General features: G+C 31.8%; 23 protein-coding genes. 17 read left to right on the top strand and 6 right to left on the bottom strand.

Annotated features, from left to right (window positions below; all coding sequences use genetic code 11):
• Position 1: 1 nt before the first annotated feature.
• The 11 genes from GGR97_RS09745 (at position 2) to dusB (ending at position 10,135) form a co-directional block, all read left to right on the top strand.
• Positions 2-211 (top strand): putative signal transducing protein, encoded by a 210-nt coding sequence (locus GGR97_RS09745; RefSeq protein ID WP_167898329.1) that lies wholly within the window; start codon positions 2-4, stop codon positions 209-211.
• Positions 212-399: 188 nt separating this feature from the next.
• On the top strand, positions 400-663 hold the full coding sequence (locus tag GGR97_RS09740) for a DUF2061 domain-containing protein (protein ID WP_167898328.1): 264 nt from the start codon (positions 400-402) through the stop codon (positions 661-663).
• Complete coding sequence (locus tag GGR97_RS09735) at positions 656-1,285, top strand: phosphoadenosine phosphosulfate reductase domain-containing protein (protein ID WP_167898327.1); 630 nt, start codon at positions 656-658, stop codon at positions 1,283-1,285. Before GGR97_RS09740 ends, GGR97_RS09735 begins: the two co-directional genes overlap by 8 nt.
• Before the next feature lie 115 nt (positions 1,286-1,400).
• Positions 1,401-2,300, top strand: coding sequence for a sulfate adenylyltransferase subunit CysD (cysD, locus tag GGR97_RS09730; protein WP_167898326.1), 900 nt, complete (start codon positions 1,401-1,403; stop codon positions 2,298-2,300).
• A gap of 114 nt (positions 2,301-2,414) precedes the next feature.
• On the top strand, positions 2,415-3,656 hold the full coding sequence (locus tag GGR97_RS09725; RefSeq protein WP_167898325.1) for a sulfate adenylyltransferase subunit 1: 1,242 nt from the start codon (positions 2,415-2,417) through the stop codon (positions 3,654-3,656).
• A 143-nt stretch (positions 3,657-3,799) separates the two neighbouring features.
• Positions 3,800-5,899, top strand: a complete 2,100-nt coding sequence (locus GGR97_RS09720) for a HEPN domain-containing protein (protein ID WP_167898324.1) — start codon at positions 3,800-3,802, stop codon at positions 5,897-5,899.
• 67 nt (positions 5,900-5,966) lie between these two features.
• Positions 5,967-6,722, top strand: coding sequence for a uroporphyrinogen-III C-methyltransferase (gene cobA / locus GGR97_RS09715; RefSeq protein WP_167898323.1), 756 nt, complete (start codon positions 5,967-5,969; stop codon positions 6,720-6,722).
• Positions 6,722-7,318, top strand: a complete 597-nt coding sequence (locus GGR97_RS09710) for a precorrin-2 dehydrogenase/sirohydrochlorin ferrochelatase family protein (RefSeq protein WP_167898322.1) — start codon at positions 6,722-6,724, stop codon at positions 7,316-7,318. Before cobA ends, GGR97_RS09710 begins: the two co-directional genes overlap by 1 nt.
• A gap of 80 nt (positions 7,319-7,398) precedes the next feature.
• Positions 7,399-8,451: an NAD(P)/FAD-dependent oxidoreductase gene (locus GGR97_RS09705; RefSeq protein ID WP_167898321.1), complete on the top strand. Its 1,053-nt coding sequence runs from the start codon at positions 7,399-7,401 to the stop codon at positions 8,449-8,451.
• A gap of 168 nt (positions 8,452-8,619) precedes the next feature.
• A complete protein-coding gene (locus GGR97_RS09700) occupies positions 8,620-8,946 on the top strand; it encodes a 2Fe-2S iron-sulfur cluster-binding protein (RefSeq protein ID WP_167898320.1) in 327 nt (108 codons plus the stop codon).
• Between the two features lie 184 nt (positions 8,947-9,130).
• Positions 9,131-10,135 (top strand): tRNA dihydrouridine synthase DusB, encoded by a 1,005-nt coding sequence (gene dusB / locus GGR97_RS09695; protein ID WP_167898422.1) that lies wholly within the window; start codon positions 9,131-9,133, stop codon positions 10,133-10,135.
• A 54-nt stretch (positions 10,136-10,189) separates the two neighbouring features.
• Here dusB and GGR97_RS09690 read toward each other — a convergent pair whose 3' ends face one another.
• Together GGR97_RS09690 and rbfA are read right to left on the bottom strand one after the other, a co-directional pair.
• Positions 10,190-11,386 (bottom strand): ABC transporter permease, encoded by a 1,197-nt coding sequence (locus GGR97_RS09690; RefSeq protein WP_167898319.1) that lies wholly within the window; start codon positions 11,384-11,386, stop codon positions 10,190-10,192.
• A 4-nt stretch (positions 11,387-11,390) separates the two neighbouring features.
• Entirely contained in the window at positions 11,391-11,786 is a 396-nt protein-coding gene (gene rbfA, locus GGR97_RS09685) for a 30S ribosome-binding factor RbfA (protein WP_167898318.1), read from the bottom strand.
• 127 nt (positions 11,787-11,913) lie between these two features.
• On the opposite strand from rbfA, the gene GGR97_RS09680 reads away from it, so the two are divergent.
• The 5 genes from GGR97_RS09680 to GGR97_RS09660 all read left to right on the top strand — a co-directional run bounded on the left by GGR97_RS09680 (position 11,914) and on the right by GGR97_RS09660 (position 15,967).
• Positions 11,914-12,792 (top strand): cell division protein FtsX, encoded by an 879-nt coding sequence (locus GGR97_RS09680; RefSeq protein WP_167898317.1) that lies wholly within the window; start codon positions 11,914-11,916, stop codon positions 12,790-12,792.
• Positions 12,793-12,795: 3 nt separating this feature from the next.
• Entirely contained in the window at positions 12,796-13,035 is a 240-nt protein-coding gene (locus GGR97_RS09675; protein WP_167898316.1) for a DUF3098 domain-containing protein, read from the top strand.
• Position 13,036: 1 nt separating this feature from the next.
• Positions 13,037-13,831 carry an undecaprenyl-diphosphate phosphatase gene (locus GGR97_RS09670; RefSeq protein ID WP_167898315.1) on the top strand — a complete coding sequence of 265 codons (795 nt, stop codon included), beginning with the start codon at positions 13,037-13,039 and terminating at the stop codon, positions 13,829-13,831.
• Positions 13,832-14,539: a tRNA pseudouridine(55) synthase TruB gene (gene truB / locus GGR97_RS09665; protein ID WP_167898314.1), complete on the top strand. Its 708-nt coding sequence runs from the start codon at positions 13,832-13,834 to the stop codon at positions 14,537-14,539.
• Positions 14,540-14,632: 93 nt separating this feature from the next.
• Positions 14,633-15,967, top strand: a complete 1,335-nt coding sequence (locus GGR97_RS09660; protein ID WP_167898313.1) for a toxin-antitoxin system YwqK family antitoxin — start codon at positions 14,633-14,635, stop codon at positions 15,965-15,967.
• On the opposite strand, the gene GGR97_RS09655 is transcribed toward GGR97_RS09660, so the two are convergent.
• Both GGR97_RS09655 and GGR97_RS09650 read right to left on the bottom strand, forming a co-directional pair.
• On the bottom strand, positions 15,964-16,440 hold the full coding sequence (locus GGR97_RS09655) for an ABC transporter ATPase (RefSeq protein ID WP_167898312.1): 477 nt from the start codon (positions 16,438-16,440) through the stop codon (positions 15,964-15,966). The genes GGR97_RS09660 and GGR97_RS09655 overlap by 4 nt on opposite strands.
• Positions 16,441-16,507: 67 nt before the next feature.
• Complete coding sequence (locus GGR97_RS09650) at positions 16,508-17,131, bottom strand: thioredoxin family protein (protein ID WP_167898311.1); 624 nt, start codon at positions 17,129-17,131, stop codon at positions 16,508-16,510.
• 84 nt (positions 17,132-17,215) lie between these two features.
• Between GGR97_RS09650 and GGR97_RS09645 the strand changes: the two genes are divergently transcribed.
• Positions 17,216-17,779 (top strand): hypothetical protein, encoded by a 564-nt coding sequence (locus GGR97_RS09645; RefSeq protein WP_167898310.1) that lies wholly within the window; start codon positions 17,216-17,218, stop codon positions 17,777-17,779.
• A 4-nt stretch (positions 17,780-17,783) separates the two neighbouring features.
• On the opposite strand, the gene GGR97_RS09640 is transcribed toward GGR97_RS09645, so the two are convergent.
• Positions 17,784-18,257, bottom strand: a complete 474-nt coding sequence (locus GGR97_RS09640; protein ID WP_167898309.1) for a regulatory protein RecX — start codon at positions 18,255-18,257, stop codon at positions 17,784-17,786.
• A gap of 80 nt (positions 18,258-18,337) precedes the next feature.
• Positions 18,338-18,922: an outer membrane beta-barrel protein gene (locus GGR97_RS09635; RefSeq protein WP_167898308.1), complete on the bottom strand. Its 585-nt coding sequence runs from the start codon at positions 18,920-18,922 to the stop codon at positions 18,338-18,340.
• Positions 18,923-18,970 lie beyond the last annotated feature (48 nt).

Below are 18,970 nucleotides of genomic sequence, written 5' to 3'. Positions count from 1 at the left end.
TATGTCCTACGTAAAAGTATATTCAGGTAGTGTTGTAGAAGTACAGCATGCTAAGCAGTTGTTGCAAGAAAAAGGGGTAGAGCCTATTGTAAAAGATACTGCAAACTCAGCTGCATCAGCTGGTTTTGGGGTGGTTATGCCTAATTTTCAAGAGTTATTTGTTCATTCTGATGAAGAGGCAACTGTGTTGGAAATTTTAAAATCAATCTAGTTTCAAAAAGAATATTTTCCCGTCAAATCTTGATGTAATTAAGTTTGCAATCTATTACCCTACTAATTTTGTAGATTTTTTGTTTTTTTGTTGTGAGCATGTAATTAAAACTATATCTTTGCGACCTACTTATTATTATTTTCCTACTTGTTGAGTAGGATAATAGGTGGAAAGAATAAATAAGAAGAATGATAACAGAAAAGATTTTAGGAAATAAATCAGATGCTAGCTTTAAGGAGTCTACGTCATCAGAAAAGCCTATTCGTAGTGTTGTAAAAGCCGTAAGTTGGAGAGTAATTGGAACTGTAGATACATTATTAGTGTCTTGGTATGCAACAGGAAATCTTTCAATGGCATCGTCAATAGCTTCTATTGATTTTGTTACAAAAATGATACTATACTTTTTTCATGAACGCGCTTGGAACGCAATAAAATGGGGTAAAAATGAGTAAAAAATATACAGATGAGCAAGTAGCTCAGTTCAATCAAGAGTTAGAAGGTAAAACACCTGCAGAAATAGTAGCTTGGGCTATTATTAAAGCTGAAAAACCGGTGATTACTACCAATTTTAGACCTTATGAAGGAGCTATTCTTCATGCTGTTACAAGTGTAAAACCATCAATAGATGTTGTTTGGTGTGATACAGGATACAATACTCGTAATACTTACAAGCACGCAGAGGAGTTGATCAAATTATTAGATTTAAATATCGATTTGTATGTGCCAAAACAAACTTCTTCTCACAGAGATGCTGTTATGGGAATTCCTCAAATTGATGACCCAATGCATAAAGTGTTTACAGAGCAAGTAAAGTTAGAGCCTTTTAAAAGAGCAATGGCTGCACATCAACCAGATGTTTGGTTTACAAACTTAAGAAAAGGACAAACTGCTTTTAGAGATTCTATTAGTGTAGTTTCTCAAGGAGAAGATGGAATTTTAAAAGTAAGTCCGTTTTACAACTATTCTGATGAGCAATTAGATGCGTATTTAGAAGAAAATAAAATTCCAAACGAACACAAGTATTTTGACCCTACCAAAGTGTTAGGAAACAGAGAGTGTGGGTTGCATGCGTAAGTTAGTACTGAGTACTGAGTACAAAGTATTAAGTTTTGAAGAATAAACAAAAATATTGAACGTAGACACTAAGTACTTTGTGCTTAATACTGACTACTAGATACTAAATAAAGAAATGAACGATTTAAGAGTAAATACATTAGAAAGTGAAGCTATCTATATCCTAAGAGAAGTAGCTGCACAATTTGAAAAACCAGTATTGTTATTCTCTGGAGGTAAAGATTCTATTACATTGGTAAGATTGGCTCAAAAAGCATTTTGGCCAGCTAAAATTCCTTTTCCATTTTTACACGTAGATACAGGACATAACTTTCCAGAAACGATTGAGTTTAGAGATCGTTTAACTAAAGAGTTAGGTGTTGAGTTAATTGTACGTAATGTACAAGACAATATTGATGCAGGTAAAGTAGTAGAAGAAACAGGGAAATATGCATCTCGTAACATGTTACAAACAGAAACATTGTTAGATGCTATTGAAGAATTTGGTTTTGATGCTTGTATTGGTGGTGCTCGTAGAGACGAAGAAAAAGCAAGAGCTAAAGAACGTATTTTTTCTGTTCGTTCAGATTTTGGAGAGTGGGATGAAAAAAACCAACGTCCAGAATTATTCGATTTGTTAAACGGTAAAATAGAATTAGGGCAAAACGTACGTTGTTTCCCAATTTCTAACTGGACAGAATTAGATGTTTGGTCTTATATAGAAAGAGAAGAAATTGAAATTCCATCTATCTATTTTGCACACAAACGTAAAGTATTTTTAAGAGACGGAATGATTTGGTCTGCTGAGGATGATGTTGTTTTCCGTGCCGAAGATGAAGAAGTAAAAGAAATGATGGTTCGTTTTAGAACGGTAGGAGATATGAGTTGTACAGCAGCTGTTTTATCTGATGCTGTTTCTATTTCTAAAGTGGTAGAAGAAATTAGAGATTCTTCAATTTCAGAACGTGGTGCTCGTATAGACGATAAACGTTCGGAAGCAGCTATGGAAAAACGTAAGCAACAAGGGTATTTCTAAAAGTTAGAACCAAGTATCAGGTAGCAGGTATCAAGACTTGTTACTCTGAATAATAAAAAAAACGATTCAATAGTAGCCTAGATTCTAGCTACTAGATACCAGATACTAAAAAACATGGAAGTTTTAAAAATAGCAACAGCAGGAAGTGTAGATGATGGAAAAAGTACGTTAATTGGACGTATTTTGTATGATACACGTTCTTTAACAGATGATAAATTAGAAGCAATAGAGCGTACTAGTAAGCAAAAAGGATTTGATTATTTAGATTTTTCTTTAGCTACAGATGGTTTGGTTGCAGAAAGAGAACAAGGAATTACAATTGATGTAGCTCATATTTATTTTTCTACAGCTAAGAAAAGTTACATTATTGCAGATACTCCAGGACACGTAGAATATACTCGTAACATGGTTACAGGTGCCTCTACATCACAAGCAGCTATTATTTTGGTAGATGCTCGTAACGGAGTGATAGAACAAACATACCGTCACTTTTTTATCAACAACTTATTAAAGGTAAAAGATATTATTGTGGCTGTAAACAAAATGGACTTGGTAGATTTTGCTCAAGATAAATTTGAGGCTATCAAAACTGAAATTACTGCATTGGCAGAAAGAGCAGGTTCTACACAAAACATTACATTCATTCCTGTATCAGCATTACAAGGAGACAATGTAGTAGATAGATCTACAAAAACACCTTGGTATACAGGTACTACCTTGTTAGAGCATTTTGAGAAGTTAGAAGCTCAAGATGTGTATGAAGAGTCAGTAGCACGTTTACCAGTACAAACAGTAATCCGTCCTAAAACTGATGATTTTCACGATTTTAGAGGATATGCAGGTAAATTGTACGGAGGTAGTTTAGCAGTAGGGGATGAGGTAACTGTATTGCCATCAAAAACATCTTCTAAAATAAAAGATATCTACTTTTTTGACAAAAAATATAGTGTTGCAGAAAGAGGAACGTCTATCAACGTAACATTAGAAAATGACATCAATATTTCTCGTGGAGATATTATTGTAAAAGCATCAGAATTACCACAAGAAACTAAGCAGTTAAACGCTAAAGTTTGTTGGATGGATGCTACTAATTTAGTAGTAGGTAAAAAATATTTTATACAACAAGGTGCCAATGTAATTGCTGCAAAAGTAGCTTCTATAGATGCTGTAATTGCTACAGATTTCTCAGGAGAAACTCCAGCAACAGAATTAAAGATTAACGAAATTGGAAAAGTATCTTTCAAATTAGCTAAGACTTTATTTTACGACACATACGCGGTAAACAAAACAACAGGATCTTTTGTGTTAATAGATCCTCAAACAAACAATACTTCAGGAGCTGGATTTATTCAGTAATTAGTATTAAGTACTGAGTAGTTAGTACCTAGTATAATTGAATTTTAAGTTTGAAATAATTATAAAATACAGTTTTAAGTTTTAAGCAAAGTCTTTGTACTTTTTACTTACTACTTTGGACTACAAAAACAAAGTTTTTGACCATGCAAAGTTTTAGATCAGAAATAGAAAATCCTATCGTTCAAAAAGATATTATTGAATTAGGAGATAAAATTCAACAGTTTTACGATGGTAAAATTGACGAAGAAAAATTTAGAAGTTTACGTTTAGCTCGTGGAGTATACGGTCAACGTCAGTTTGGTGTGCAAATGATTCGTATTAAATTACCTTATGGTAAAGTAACAAGTGATCAGTTGTTAAGAATCTGTAACGTATCAGAAGAGTATTCTAGAGGACGTTTACACATTACCACTCGTCAAGATATTCAAATTCACTATGTGTCTTTAGATAGAACTCCTGAGTTGTGGGCAGAATTAGAAAAGAGCGATATTACTTTACGTGAAGCTTGTGGTAACGCAGTACGTAACGTAACAGCATCACCAGATGCAGGTATCAATCCAGAGGAGCCGTTTGATGTAACTCCATATGCTCATGCAGTATTTCAATTTTTCTTACGTAACCCAATTTGTCAAGAATTAGGACGTAAATTTAAAGTTTCTTTCTCTTCAGCAGAAGATGATTCAGCATTGTCTTACATGCACGATATAGGTTTTATTGCTAAAATAAAAGTAATAGATGGTAAACCTGTTTTAGGATTTAAAGTAATGTTAGCAGGTGGATTAGGTTCTCAACCTCGTTTGGCAGATGTAGCTTTTGATTTCTTAGAAGCAGATAAAATTATTCCTTACATGGAGTCTATTTTACGTGTGTTTGATAGATATGGGGAACGTTCTAAAAGAGCAAAAGCACGTTTAAAATTCTTAGTAAAAGACTTAGGTTTAGAAGCTTTTAACGAGATTGTAGCTAAAGAACAAAAAGCATTGTCTAATCAATCAGTAGCTATTTCTACCGAAGGATTTAGTAACAATCCAGATTTGTCTGCAATTGTGGCTCCAGAAGTTACAATTGAAGATGTAGATGCTTACGAAGCTTGGAAAGCTAGTAACGTATTTGCGCAAAAACAAGACGGTTTGTTTGCTATTGGTATTAAAGTAAATATTGGTGATTTCTATTTGCCAGAAGCAAGAGCTTTAGCAGCTTTAATTAAAGAGTATGCTGCAGATGAATTAAGATTTACTTTACGTCAAAATATATTAGTTCGTCACGTACGTGAGGACTTATTACCTTTCTTTTACACCAAATTAAAAGAATTAGGATTTACAGATTTAGGATACGAAGCTGTGGCAGATATTACAGCTTGTCCTGGTACAGATACTTGTAACTTAGGAATTGCATCTTCTACAGGAGCTGCAGAAGAATTAGGAAAAGTATTAAAAGCAGAATATCCTCAGTTTGCTACAGAATCAGATTTAGTAATTAAGATTTCTGGATGTATGAATGCTTGTGGACAACACAACTTGTGTAACATTGGTTTCCAAGGAATGTCTATCAAAGCTGGAAAATATGTTGCTCCTGCTTTACAGGTATTGTTAGGAGGTGGAACTTTAGGAGATGGTGCTGCTAGAATTGCAGATAAAGTAATTAAAGTACCTTCTAAAAGAGGGCCAGAAGCATTAAGATTAATCTTAAACGATTATATAGAAAACTCTGGTGGAGTAGATTTTGTTGAGTATTATGAGTCTAAAGGAGGACAAAAATATTTCTACGATTTCTTAAAGCCATTATCTAGTACAGATGATTTAGTAGATTCTGATTTTATTGATTGGGGAGCTGAAGAAAAGTACGAAAAAGCGGTAGGTACAGGAGAGTGTGCTGGTGTTGTTATTGATTTAGTTGCTACTTTATTGTACGATTCTAAAGAAAAATTAACCAATGCTCAAGAAGCTTTATCAGCAGGTAAGTTGAGCGATGCTATTTATTTTGCATACAGTTCAATGGTACATACTGCCAAAGCTATCTTAACTGCAGAAGGAACAAAAACAAATACACACAATAAAATCATTTCAGATTTTAACGAGATTTTTGTTCAAGGAGGTAAAATTGATTTAGGAACTGATTTTGAATCATTCATTTATCAAATTAATCAAAATGAGCAATCAGAAGATTTTGCAAAATCATACATAGCAGATGCTGATAAATTCTACAATTTAGTAGATACATACAGAACAGCAGAATTAGCTTAATAAATAAATTAAAACGATTAAGAATACTTTAAATTTGCATTCTTAATCGTTTTAAAAAAGTATAAAAATGAGTGGTAAATTAACATTGGTTGGAGCAGGTCCTGGAGATCCAGAATTAATCACCTTAAAAGGAGTACGAGCTTTAAATGAAGCTGATGTTGTTTTATACGATGCTTTGGCTAACGAAGAGTTACTAAAGCATGCACCTAATGCAGAAAAAATCTTTGTTGGAAAACGAAGAGGAATGCATAAGTTCATTCAAGAAAAAATTCAAGAACTAATTGTAGAACATGCTTCTAAAGGAAAACACGTAGTGCGTTTAAAAGGAGGAGATCCTTTTATTTTTGGACGTGGTGCCGAAGAATTAAAGTATGTTTTAGAAAAAGGGATTGACTTTGATATTGTGTCAGGAGTAACTTCTGCCATAGCAGCTCCCGCAAGTTTTGGAATTTCGTTAACCCAAAGAGGAGTTAATGAAAGTTTTAGAGTGATTACCGGAACTACATCAGATGTAGAACTGAGTGAAGATATTGCAGCAGCAGCAGGTTCTAATGTGACTATTGTGGTGTTAATGGGGATGAGCAAATTAGAAAAAATTGTAAATGCCTTTTTAGCACACGGAAAAACAGAAATTCCGGTAGCTATTATAGAAAACGGAACTTGGGACAAAGAAAGATTGGCTATTGGTAAAATAGCAACCATTTTGGAGATTATCAATCAAAAAGGATTAACCAATCCTTCTATGATTGTAATTGGTGAAACGGTAAAAGAAAGTGAAGTTTTGTACAACTATTTATTAACAAAAAAAGGATTAACGATCTAATGGAAAAAAATCAATTATATCCGGTTTTCTTAAAAGTTACAGCCCTAAATACATTAATTGTAGGTGGTGGAAATGTGGCTTTAGAAAAATTATCTTTTTTGTTAAAATCTAGTCCAGATGCTAAGGTTACCATGATTTCTCCTTTTTTTAGAGAAGAAACCATTGCCAAAGCAAAAGAAGGAAAAGTTAGAATGGTTGTGGGGAATTACGACAGTAGTATGTTGGAAGGAAAACACATTGTAATTGCTACTACTGATGTGCCAGCTGTAAACTTACAAGTTTATAACGACTGTAAAGAGCGTGCTATTTTGGTAAACTTGGCAGACAACCCTCCGTATTGCGATTTTTATATGGGTGGAATTGTAACCAAAGGAAATGTTAAAATTGGTATTTCTACCAATGGAAAATCTCCAACCATGGCCAAACGTTTACGTCAGTTTTTTGAATCTGTATTGCCAGAAAATATTGATGATTTGGCGGAGTATTTAAACAAATACCGAGATACCATTAAAGGAGACTTTGAAGAGAAGGTTGAAAAGATGAATGAGTTTACCAAAGGATTGGTAGCAGATGTAAAAAAGAAGATAAAAGAGTAAAAAGTAAAGCGGTTAATTGAATAATTATTCTCATTTTTGCAACCGTTATTTAAAACGATAATAAATAAAAAAGTAAGATAATGATTAAAACAGATATCTTAATCATCGGAGCAGGACCTGTAGGTATGTTTGCGGTATTCGAAGCAGGATTGTTAAAATTACACTGTCACTTAATTGATGCATTGGCACAACCAGGTGGACAATGTTCAGAGATTTACCCAAAGAAGCCTATTTATGATATTCCAGCTTACCCTGAAGTATTAGCAGGTGACTTAATTGATAACTTAGCGGAGCAAATTAAACCGTTTGAACCAGGTTATACTTTAGGAGAAAGAGCTCAAACTATTGAAAAATTAGAGGACGGAACTTTTAAAGTTGTTACCAATAAAGGAACAGAGCATTACGCTCCAACTGTATTTATTGCAGGAGGATTAGGGTCTTTTGAACCACGTAAACCGCCTATTAAAGAGTTAGTAGACTTTGAAGATAAAGGAGTAGAATATATTATCCGTGATCCAGAATTATACCGTGACAAGCGTGTGGTAATTTCAGGAGGTGGAGATTCAGCTTTAGACTGGTCTATTTTCTTATCAGATGTAGCTAGCGAAGTATCTTTAGTACACCGTAGAAATGAATTCCGTGGAGCTTTAGATTCAGTAGAAAAAGTAGCTGAATTGTCTAAGTCAGGAAAAATAAACTTGATTACAGATGCTGAGGTAAAAGGTATTAATGGTGATGGTAAAGTGGAATCAGTAATGATTAAACACAAAACTGAAGGAGAAATTATTAAAGAATGTGATCACTTTATTCCATTATTTGGATTGTCTCCTAAATTAGGACCTATTGCAGATTGGGGATTAGAGATTGAGAAAAATGCTATTGTAGTAAACAATGCGTTAGACTACTCTACAAACATTCCTGGTATTTTTGCTATTGGAGATGTAAACACATATCCTGGTAAATTAAAATTAATCCTTTGTGGTTTCCACGAAGCTACTATTGCAGTACAATTTGCATATAACATTATCAACCCAGGTAAGCGTTATGTAATGAAATATACAACTGTAAACGGAGTTGAAGGATTTGATGGAGAAAAGAAAGAAGCTAAAAAAGCTGTGGTAAAAAGCATGTAATTTTAGCACTATTATAAAGTTTAAAAAACCTCAGAGGCAAATGCTTTTGAGGTTTTTTCTTTTAAAGAAAGCAATTGTATTTCTTAATCATTTATTTTTAATAATTAAGGTTTAGGTTGTATCTTTGCTCCTCAATTTTAGCAACATAGTTAATTAAAATTCAGTACAATGTCTGACATTACCATTAAGATTAAAGATAGAGAAGGAGTAGTTCATGAGTTACAAGCCCCAACAGATATGGCTATGAACATTATGGAACTTTGTAAAGCTTACGAATTACCAGTAGAAGGAACTTGTGGAGGTATGGCTATGTGTGCATCATGTCAGTGTTATATTTTATCTGATCATGAATTACCAGAAAAGCAAGATGCTGAAGAAGATATGCTAGATCAAGCATTTTATGTAGAAGATAATAGTCGTTTAGGATGTCAGTTAGCAATAACAGAAGAATTAGATGGATTAGAAATTGAGTTAGCTCCAGAAAGCGAGGTTTAAGCTTGATTTCAAAAAATAAGTAAAAAAGTTCTTCTTTATGGAGAACTTTTTTGTGTTTTTATCAACTGAGTATTAGTTATGATGAAAATACGACTAGAAATAACAAATTTGGATTTGTAAATTGGTTTACTCTTAAAATTGTATGTTTGCAATCCAAAATTTTGGAACATTAAATCAGTATGTTATGGTAAAAATTGGTGATATAGAACTGTGTGACTTTCCTTTGTTGTTAGCACCTATGGAAGATGTAAGTGATCCTCCTTTTAGAGCTTTGTGTAAAGAACAAGGAGCAGATTTAGTGTATACGGAATTTATATCATCAGAAGGGTTGATAAGAGATGCTGCAAAAAGTGTGAAAAAATTGGATATTTATGAAAAAGAACGTCCTGTTGGAATTCAAATTTTTGGTGCCAATTTAGAATCTATGCTACGTACTGTAGAAATTGTAGAACAATCTAAACCAGACATTATTGATATCAACTTTGGTTGTCCAGTAAAAAAAGTAGTGAGTAAAGGTGCAGGAGCAGGTATTTTAAAAGATATTGATTTGATGGTGTCTTTAACTAAAGAAATGGTAAAACACACACATTTACCTGTAACGGTAAAAACACGTTTGGGTTGGGATGACAATTCAATTATGATTGAAGAAGTTGCTGAACGCTTACAAGATGTTGGTTGTGCAGCTATTTCTATCCACGGACGTACCAGAGCTCAAATGTATAAAGGAGATGCAGATTGGACACGTATTGCTGCTGTAAAAAACAATCCTAGAATGCACATTCCTGTATTTGGAAATGGTGATGTAAACACTCCAGAAAGAGCAATTCAGATGAGAGATGAATACGGTTTAGATGGATGTATGATTGGTAGAGCTTCTATTGGAAATCCTTGGTTTTTTAAAGAAGTAAAACATTTTATGGCTACAGGAGAACATTTGCCTATTGCTTCTATAGCAGATAGAGTAGAAGTAGCTCGTAGACATTTAGAAATGGAAATTGCATGGAAAGAAAGTGAAATACAAGCTGTAATGGAAACGCGTAGACACTATGCAAACTATTTTAAAGGAATTAGAAACTTTAAAGAGTACAGAATTCGTTTGGTAACAGAAGATTCAGCACAAGGAGTTTATGATATAATGAATGAAATATTAGACAAATTTGCAGGTATAGAAAATTTAATGCAGAAGTAATTGTCTTTACAATACAAACAAAAAAGCTCTTAGTAATTACTAAGAGCTTTTTTGTTATCTATTAAGAAAGCGTTTGGAAATTCTTCCGCTAGCTAATAAGCTAGCCAAAGCACCAAATACCACAATTGTTATGCATACGGTGGTTACGTTTTGCCATTCAAAAGCAACAGGGTAAGCAATGCTTGGAGTAATCATAATTAATTCATAATTAATTTGAAGAGCTATAAGCACCACACCTAAAATTAATCCAATAAACATACCTAGTAAGTTTAGCAAAAAACCATAGATGGCAAAAATTCGTCTTATTTTTTTAAGAGGAGCCCCCATGTTAATTAGAGTATTAATATCTTTCTTTTTATCTACAATAACCATAATAATAGTACCACTAGTGTTAGATAAAACCATCATTACAACTAATAGAGAAACTAAATAAGCAATTAGTTTTTCGGAATTTAAGATCTTGTAAAAAGAGCTGTTTAATTCCTCTCTTTTAGAAATGTTAAATTCAGGAAGTTGTTTTTGTAAGTAGGCTATAATATTGTTTGAAGCGTTAGGATTAAGAACTTTAACATCAATATAACTAACTTCACCTTTTTCTTTGCCTAACAGTTCTTGTGCTAATGATAAAGGAACATATACAAACTTATTATCATCTTGATTTTGGTTAGACACCACACCAATTACTTGTGGGTTTACTGTTCTAAACGCATTTTTAGGATCGGTAATGTAACCTTTTCCTGCTTTGGGAACATAGGTAAGCAATCTGTCGGTATAAACGTTTAAATCTAATTCACGAGTTAATTTAAAACCTGCTAAGCAACTATTGGTACTGCTAGCAGAAAACCACTCACCAATCATAACAGAAGAGTCTACAGGAGTAACTTTATTAAATATACTATCTACTCCTTTTACAAAAGCAATGGCTTCTTTGTCTTTGTTTTTAAAAAAAGCACGTTCTTCTAATACTTTGGTGTAGTAAATGGAATCTGGACTTTTAGAAAGTGTGTTGATAAACTTTGCATCTACCAAAAAAGATTTTCCCTCTTTGGGTAAAATTCTAATATCTGGAGTATTGGCATCTAAAATGCTAAGACTATAATCTTTAATTCCAGAAAAAACGGAGAGTACAATAAAAAGAGCAACCGTTCCTGCAATTACTCCCATACAAGCCAAAATGGTAACAATATTAATAATATTATTACCACTTTTAGATTTTAAATATCGTTGAGCTATGTACAGCGGAAATCTCAATTGCTTAAGATTTTTTTCTTTTGTCTAAAATTTCTGGATTGTGAATTGGATTCACATCTTTACCTTTTAAAGAAGCATCAATATTTTCTATATAATCCAAAGAATCATCTCCAAAAAACAACAAGTTTGGCATTCTTCTTAATTGATGTTTGGTACGTAATGCTAATTCGTGACGAATAGCAACTGTATTGGCTATAACTCCTTTAAGTATTTCCTCTCTTTTTTCTGATGGAAATACACTAAGATAGGCTTTTGCCTGACCTAAATCTGCAGTAACACTTACTTTAGATACAGATATAATAACTCCACGCAATCCGTTTCTAGCATCGGCTTGTAAAACTTCTGCTAAATCTTTTTGAATTACCCCAGCAATTTTCTTTTGTCTATTTGTTTCTTCCATGCCACAAAGATACGATTAGCAATTTAGATTTTTCGAATTCCTAAATGTGAATTGTGTTTTTTTAATCTTTATTTTTTAGTTTTTGATTTATACATAGTACCTTGCACACAAAATTGGAAATTATAGTATGTCTAAATCTTTTGAAAAGTATCAAAAAAGACGATTGCTTGCATCGTACCTATCTGTAGTGTTGAGTATTACAATGGTACTGTTAATGGTTGGTTTTTTAGGCTTAACAGTATTAAAATATAGAAATTTAAGCGGTTATTTTAAGGAAAAAGTATCGGTTACGTTGTATTTAAAAAACAACTTAAAAGATGCTGAAAAAACAGGGCTTGAAACCTTTTTAAAAGAAAAGGAATATATAAACAAAGTACATTTTGTTTCTAAAAAGCAAGCTGCAGAAGATTTTAGTAAAGATATTGGAGAAGACTTTCTTACTTTTTTAGGAGACAATCCCTTAAAAAGTTATTATGAAATTGGCTTAAAAGCAGATTTTGTAAATCCTGCTCAATTAATTTACATTGCCAAAGAATTAGAGAAAAACGCAATTATAGATGAGGTTGCTTACGATGCTCCTTTGGTAGATTTGTTAACTAAAAATATTAAAAGTATTGGGTTTTGGTTAATTGTTGGGGCTTCGGTTTTAGCATTTATAGCTATTTTATTATTAAATAGTTCTATAAGATTGTCTATTTACTCTAAGCGTTTTACCATAAAAACTATGCAAATGGTTGGAGCTACCAAATCTTTTATTCGCAAACCGTTTATATGGGCAAGTGTGCGTTTAGGATTGATTGGAGCTTTTTTAGCTTCGGCTATTTTATTGAGTTTGTGTTATAAAGTAAACGATAAATTACCTGCTTTGGCTTTGTTAGAAGACAAGCAAGTGTTAGCAATAGTGGTGGGTGGAGTGTTTGCAGTAGCTTTATTTATTACAGCTTTTAGTTCATTTTTAGCCACACAACGATTTTTACGTTTAAAAACAGATCAACTTTATTTTTAAGTTATGAAAGGAAAATTTGCATCCGAATTTGTGTTTGGAAAGAAAAATTATCAACTAATGATATTAGGTTTGATAGTAATTGGTATTGGTTTTATTTTAATGTCTGGAGGTGGTTCTAAAAATCCAGAAGTTTTTAACGAAGCTATTTATAATTTTAGAAGAATTAGAGTGGCACCTACCTTGGTGTTAATCGGTTTTGGAATAGAAATTTGGGCAATATTAGCCAAACCATCAAAAAAGTAACATGGGATTATTAGAAGCAATTATTTTAGGTATTATTCAAGGATTAACAGAATTTTTACCGGTATCGTCTAGTGGGCATTTAGAATTAGCAAAATATATATTAGGAGACAATTCTATCCCCGAAGAAAGTTTAACGTATACAGTAGTGTTACATTTTGCAACAGCATTAAGTACGTTAGTTATTTTTAGAAAAGAAGTTTTTCAAATTATAAAAGGACTATTTCAGTTTAAAATAAATGATGAATTTTTATTTTCTTTAAAAATAGTTTTATCTATGATTCCAGCCGTGGTTATTGGCTTGGCATTTGAAAAAGAATTAGAATCTTTTTTTGGAGGAAAAATATTGTTTGTAGGAGCTATGTTGTTGGTAACAGCCGTTTTATTATTGTTGGCAGATAGAGCTAAAACTACAAATAAAGAAGTAACGGTAGTAGGATCTATAATTATTGGAATATCGCAAGCTATTGCTATGTTGCCAGGTATTTCTAGATCTGGAGCAACTATTTCTACATCAGTATTATTGGGAGTAGATAGAAACAAAGCTGCAAGATTTTCTTTTTTAATGGTAGTGCCTTTAATTTTAGGTAAAATAGCCAAAGACCTTTTAGGAGGGGATATTCATTTTGCATCAGAAGAAATGGTTCCTATGGGAGCAGGGTTTGCAGCCGCTTTTATTGCAGGTTTAGTTGCTTGTCAATGGATGATTGCTTTGGTGAAAAAAAGCAAGTTGATTTACTTTTCAATTTACTGTGCTATTGTAGGTGTAATAGCAATTACTTATACATTTTTGGGATAAATGAAAACATTAGAGGAATATAAAGAAGGGCAGGTGTTGTTGGTAGATAAACCTCTACATTGGACATCATTTCAGGTAGTAAATAAATTACGTTGGGTAATTAAACAACAATTTGGAATTAAGAATATTAAAGTTGGGCATGCAGGTACTTTAGATCCGTTGGCAACAGGTTTGTTAATTTTATGTACAGGAAAGTTTACCAAGCAAATAGAAACTTACCAAGCGCAACATAAAGAATATACTGGAACTATTACTTTAGGAGGAACCACTCCAAGTTATGATTTAGAAACAGAGGTTGATGAAACCTATCCTACAGATCATATTACCGAAGGAATGATTCGTGAAACCACCAAGCAGTTTGTTGGAGAAATAGATCAAAAACCCCCTATTTTTTCGGCCATTAAAAAGGAAGGAAAACGATTGTACGAATTAGCAAGAGAAGGGAAAACTACAGAAATTAAATCGAGAAAAATTACTGTTTCTGAATTTGAAATTACAAGTATAGATTTTCCTAAGGTACATTTTAGAGTTGCTTGTAGTAAGGGAACTTACATACGTTCTTTAGCTTTTGATTTTGGATTGGCTTTAAAATCGGGTTCTCATTTATCTGCTTTAAGAAGAACTAAAATTGGGGAGTTTAAGGTAGATGATGCTGTTTCTGTAAATCAGTTTTTAGAAGACTTTGGTTTAGCACCTATAGATGATTAAGTACATAAAAATATTTTAGATAAAAAGAGGGGTGTTAATTTTAACATTCCTCTTTTTTGTTTGCTATATTTTATTATTTTTAAATAAAAAACTATGAGATTTTTCTTCTTATTAGCAATGTTTTTTATTGCTAGTACTACTGCTTCTATTGCCCAAGAATTAAAAACAAAAAAAATAAAGGAAAAAGTTAGTACAGTAAAACATACAAAGAAAATATTTTATGTTTTAGAGGATAATAATGAAATAAGACATGGTGCATATGAAGAGTTTGTTGATGGTGAAATTGTTGTTAGTGGAAACTATAAGTTAGGAGAGAAGGATGGAAATTGGATTTATAAAGACCCCAAAGGAAAGTACTTACAAAAAGGAAGTTTTGATAAAGGAAAACAAATAGGAAAATGGGAATTTAAAAATTTAGGAGTTTTTTATAAACAAACTTTTTATTCTGATAAAGGAATAATAGATAGTGCATTTTCATATAATGCGAATAAAAAATTAATATATAGGTATATTTTTGATCCAGAAAAAAATGAGGAGGTTTCAGAAAGTTTTTTAAACAGTGGTTTTAAAAAAACAATTACTACAAAAGATTCTATAGTAAAAGTGTCTATATATTATCCTAATAATCAATTATTTTTTGAAAAGAAAACAGTAGGAAAGAAACTAATGTCAGTTTCTAATTATTACAAAAAAAATGGAGGAATTTTTAGAGAATCTAATTTTGTAGAAGGAACAGGTGTTGTTTTAAATTTTTATATGGATAAACTACAGGCAACTGGAGAATTGTTAGGTTCAAAAGCAATTAGTTATAAAAATGGAGAACCATATGGAATGTATTTAAGATATGATAAAAAGGGAAGTCTTTTAGAAAAAGGAGTTTTGGTGAGTGATTCAAGAGTAGGAAAATGGTTGATTTGGTCTTCTAAAAAAAAGGAGTATGTAGAAAAGGATTATGGACATTTTAATGCTAAAAGAGTAAAAAAAGAATATAAAAAATCCTTAAAGACTCCTAGTTATGTTGCTTTTGTAGATATACAAACGCCACCATTGTTAATGAGAGTTGATGATTATTCTAAACACATTAAAAATGCTAAGAAAGAGTTTACTGAAATAATTAATAATCATATGAGAAATGTGATGAATATTAGCGGTTTTGCAGAATATTGCAATAGTAAAAATGGTGTGTGTAGAATTTTAACTCTGTTTACAGTTGATGTTTTTGGAGAAATTTCCGATATAAAGGTTAGGGCTACACATCCAGAAATAGAAGCTGAAGTAAGAAGGTCTTTAAAAAAATTACCAACATTTATACCTGCATATCAGCAAGGGAGAAATGTTAATTTACTGTTTGAATTGCCTTTGGTATTTAGTGTTAAACAAACAGATCCATTTGCAGAAATGAACAAGTTGTCAAATACAAGGTTTTAAAACATTCTACTATACCAAGTGTCTTCTGCGGGTAATTCCCAGTCAGATTCTAGTTCTTCTTTGGTATTGATTAAATTATCAAAAACGATGGTGTTGGTGTTTACACTTTTGTTTTTGATTAATTTTTTAAACTCTTTTACATCTTTATACTGCACGTATTCTCCTTGTTTAAAACAAACATTTAATTTGTCTAACAATTCAATATCGTGCTCTAGTTGTAGTTTAAAAATAAACGTAACCAATTCATCAATAATTACGGTAGTAATAGGTTTGGATTGATTAATGGCAATAATAATAAAACGTTGGTACTTAATTTCAAAACCAACTTCTATCTCATTTTTTTCTGCCCACTCTTTTACAAAATCTTCTACCTGAGTATTGATTTTTTCTAAAAGTTCTGGGTAAAACTTTTTGTTACTAGGATATAAAAAAACTTTAGCATTGTTTTCAAGTTGATTAAAATCTACTAACATAAAGTGGGATTTAGTTTCCACAAATATATTAGCTATCCATTAAATAACTCAATATTTTTTTAAGAAGTTATACCATTTGTGTTTCTTGTATAGTAATTAGCAAGTTGTTTAGATCGTTTAAGGTATCTAAACCTTTGTTTTTGTTGTACCAAACTTGTAAATCTTCTTTAAATTGAGCAGACAATCCTCCGTGTTCTTTTTTATAATCATTTACCATTTTAGTGGCAGTACTAGGCCTAGGTCCCCAATCTGCTAAAACATTAGCGTTTGCATCTAACACAATTAATTTAGGAATGGCTTGGTTTCCGTTGGTTAAAAAATAATCCATTAAGGCAGCGTTTTCATCACGATAAGCAATTTTTAAATTGATATTCTTAGACTGTTCAGCAACTTTGTAAATTACAGGAACGGTTTGAGCTGCATCTCCACACCAACTTTCTGTTAAAACTAAAAAGGTCAACTTAGTGTTTAACTTGGTTAAAGTTGTTAAAATTTCATCGTTAACTTTTTGAGTTTTAGTCAAACGTTTTAATCTTGCTTGGTTTAGTTTGGTGTAGTTAGATAGTTCATTAGATTGTGTGTTTCCTGAACTTTTACCCAAATGAACTAAGTTTTCTACTTTGTTTAAATAATCAGAATAGCTAAAAGATGTTTCTAATGCATTTTTTATAGCTGTTGCTTTGGTGCTCATATTCTTTTTTTTTTTATAAAAACTTAGACGTTATTATGGTGGCTACTTACAACTAATTAATCAAGTTCTTATATATTTGTGATTATGAAACAAAGGAGCTTATTTGCATTATTTATTGTTGTTTTTACACTATCGTGTACAAATGAGAAAGACAAAAAACAGGAAACAGCAATAGTTGTTGAGTCTGATGAAAAGTATTTTAATGCAAAAGATGAAGTAATGGTGTTTGATAGTATTGCTACGATAGATGTGCATCAGAAAGATTCTATATCTAGCTGGAAAGGGTATTTTAAGGTACAAGCAAGTTTAGAAAAGTTTAGAAAAACAACTCCTAACGAGGTGTTAGATGGAGCTAAAGATTTGGTGAAAGATGTTAAACTAATGCGAGATTCTATAACAGTTCCTGTGTTAAAAGAAAGAGGAATGAATGCTAGAATTAATGCTTTGTACAATCAATCTTTACGATTGCAAGAAATGAAAGATATTCCCGCTATTACGGTTCCTGAAGTGGCAAAGCAAACAGAAGGGTTGTTTTCAATTTTTAGAATGATCAACCATAAAATTAATGCCATTTACGACCAAAGAAATTTTGAAAGAGATTTAGTAAAAGATGATTTTTTCTTTTCTAAAATAGATTCTATTCAATAAGAATTTAATTGTTAAATTGATTCAAAGCTTCGTAAACTAAGTTAGATTCATATCCTTTTCTAAGAACAAAATCAGCAACTTTTTTCTTTTTTTTGTAAAAATCAGTTTCTTGTGTGTTGTTCCATTTTTGAATAACTAAATAATCTAGCGTTTCTAAATATTCAGATTCATCTATTTCTTTTAGAGCAGTTCTAATGTTGTATTCAGAAATATTTCTAAATTTTAGTTCTTGGCTAATTCTAACTTTTCCATATTTTTTTATTCTGAATTTCCCTCTAGCAAAACTCTTAGCAAAGCGCTCTTCGTTTAAAAAGTTATGTTCCATTAAATGAAGTATAATTAGCTCACAAGCTTGTGGAATCATTCCCATTTTATAGAGTTTCTCTTCTACTTCTTTATGACATCTATCTTGATATACACAATAGCTTTCTAAGGCTCTTTTGGCTTGGTCTACGGTATATGTTTTTTGTGATTTCATAGGTGTGAATGGGGTACAAAAATAAGAAGCCTGTTTGTATATACAAACAGGCTTCTTAATAAATATATATATATTTAATATTAGAATTTATAAGCTAGTCCTAAATTTAGATAGTTTTGTTTTTGAGTAATATCAATATTCACATTAAGATCATCTGATATTTCTTCTTGAGCTTGTTTAGTAAGTGTGTTAGAAAGTTGGATAGAGTAGTTTGCAATTAAATATATTTTATCATTTAAAGCCACTTCTAAACCTAATCCAAGAGCAATTGATAAATCATTTATATAGTCATCGTCACTACCAGTGGTATTAAGTAAATAATCTAGTTTTGGACCTCCTAAAAGAGCAAATCTTTCACTAACTCTATATTTTATAAATAAAGGTACTTGTATTGCACTCGTTTTTTCACCTGCATTTTCAAATTCAAAATTAGTGTATATAAATGAAGGTTTAAAGCTAGTAATTTCATTAATAGGTATTTCTTCCGTTACACCAATAAAAAAACCAGGAGCTTTTACACTCTCACTTTCAGACTCTCCTTGTGCAGTCATTTTAAGTTTTGTTTCTACATTAGTGTAACCAAAAAAGATACTTGAATTGTTTTGTTGTGCACTTGCAATTGCTGTACCTAGTACCAGAATTGCAATAAGTATTGTTTTTTTCATAGGGCACAAAAATAATTTTATAAAGATTAAATTGATGAGATATGAAAA

The organism is Wenyingzhuangia aestuarii (assembly GCF_011927765.1).
GTDB lineage: Bacteria > Bacteroidota > Bacteroidia > Flavobacteriales > Flavobacteriaceae > Wenyingzhuangia > Wenyingzhuangia aestuarii.
This window is presented reverse-complemented; position numbering and strand designations above follow the sequence as displayed.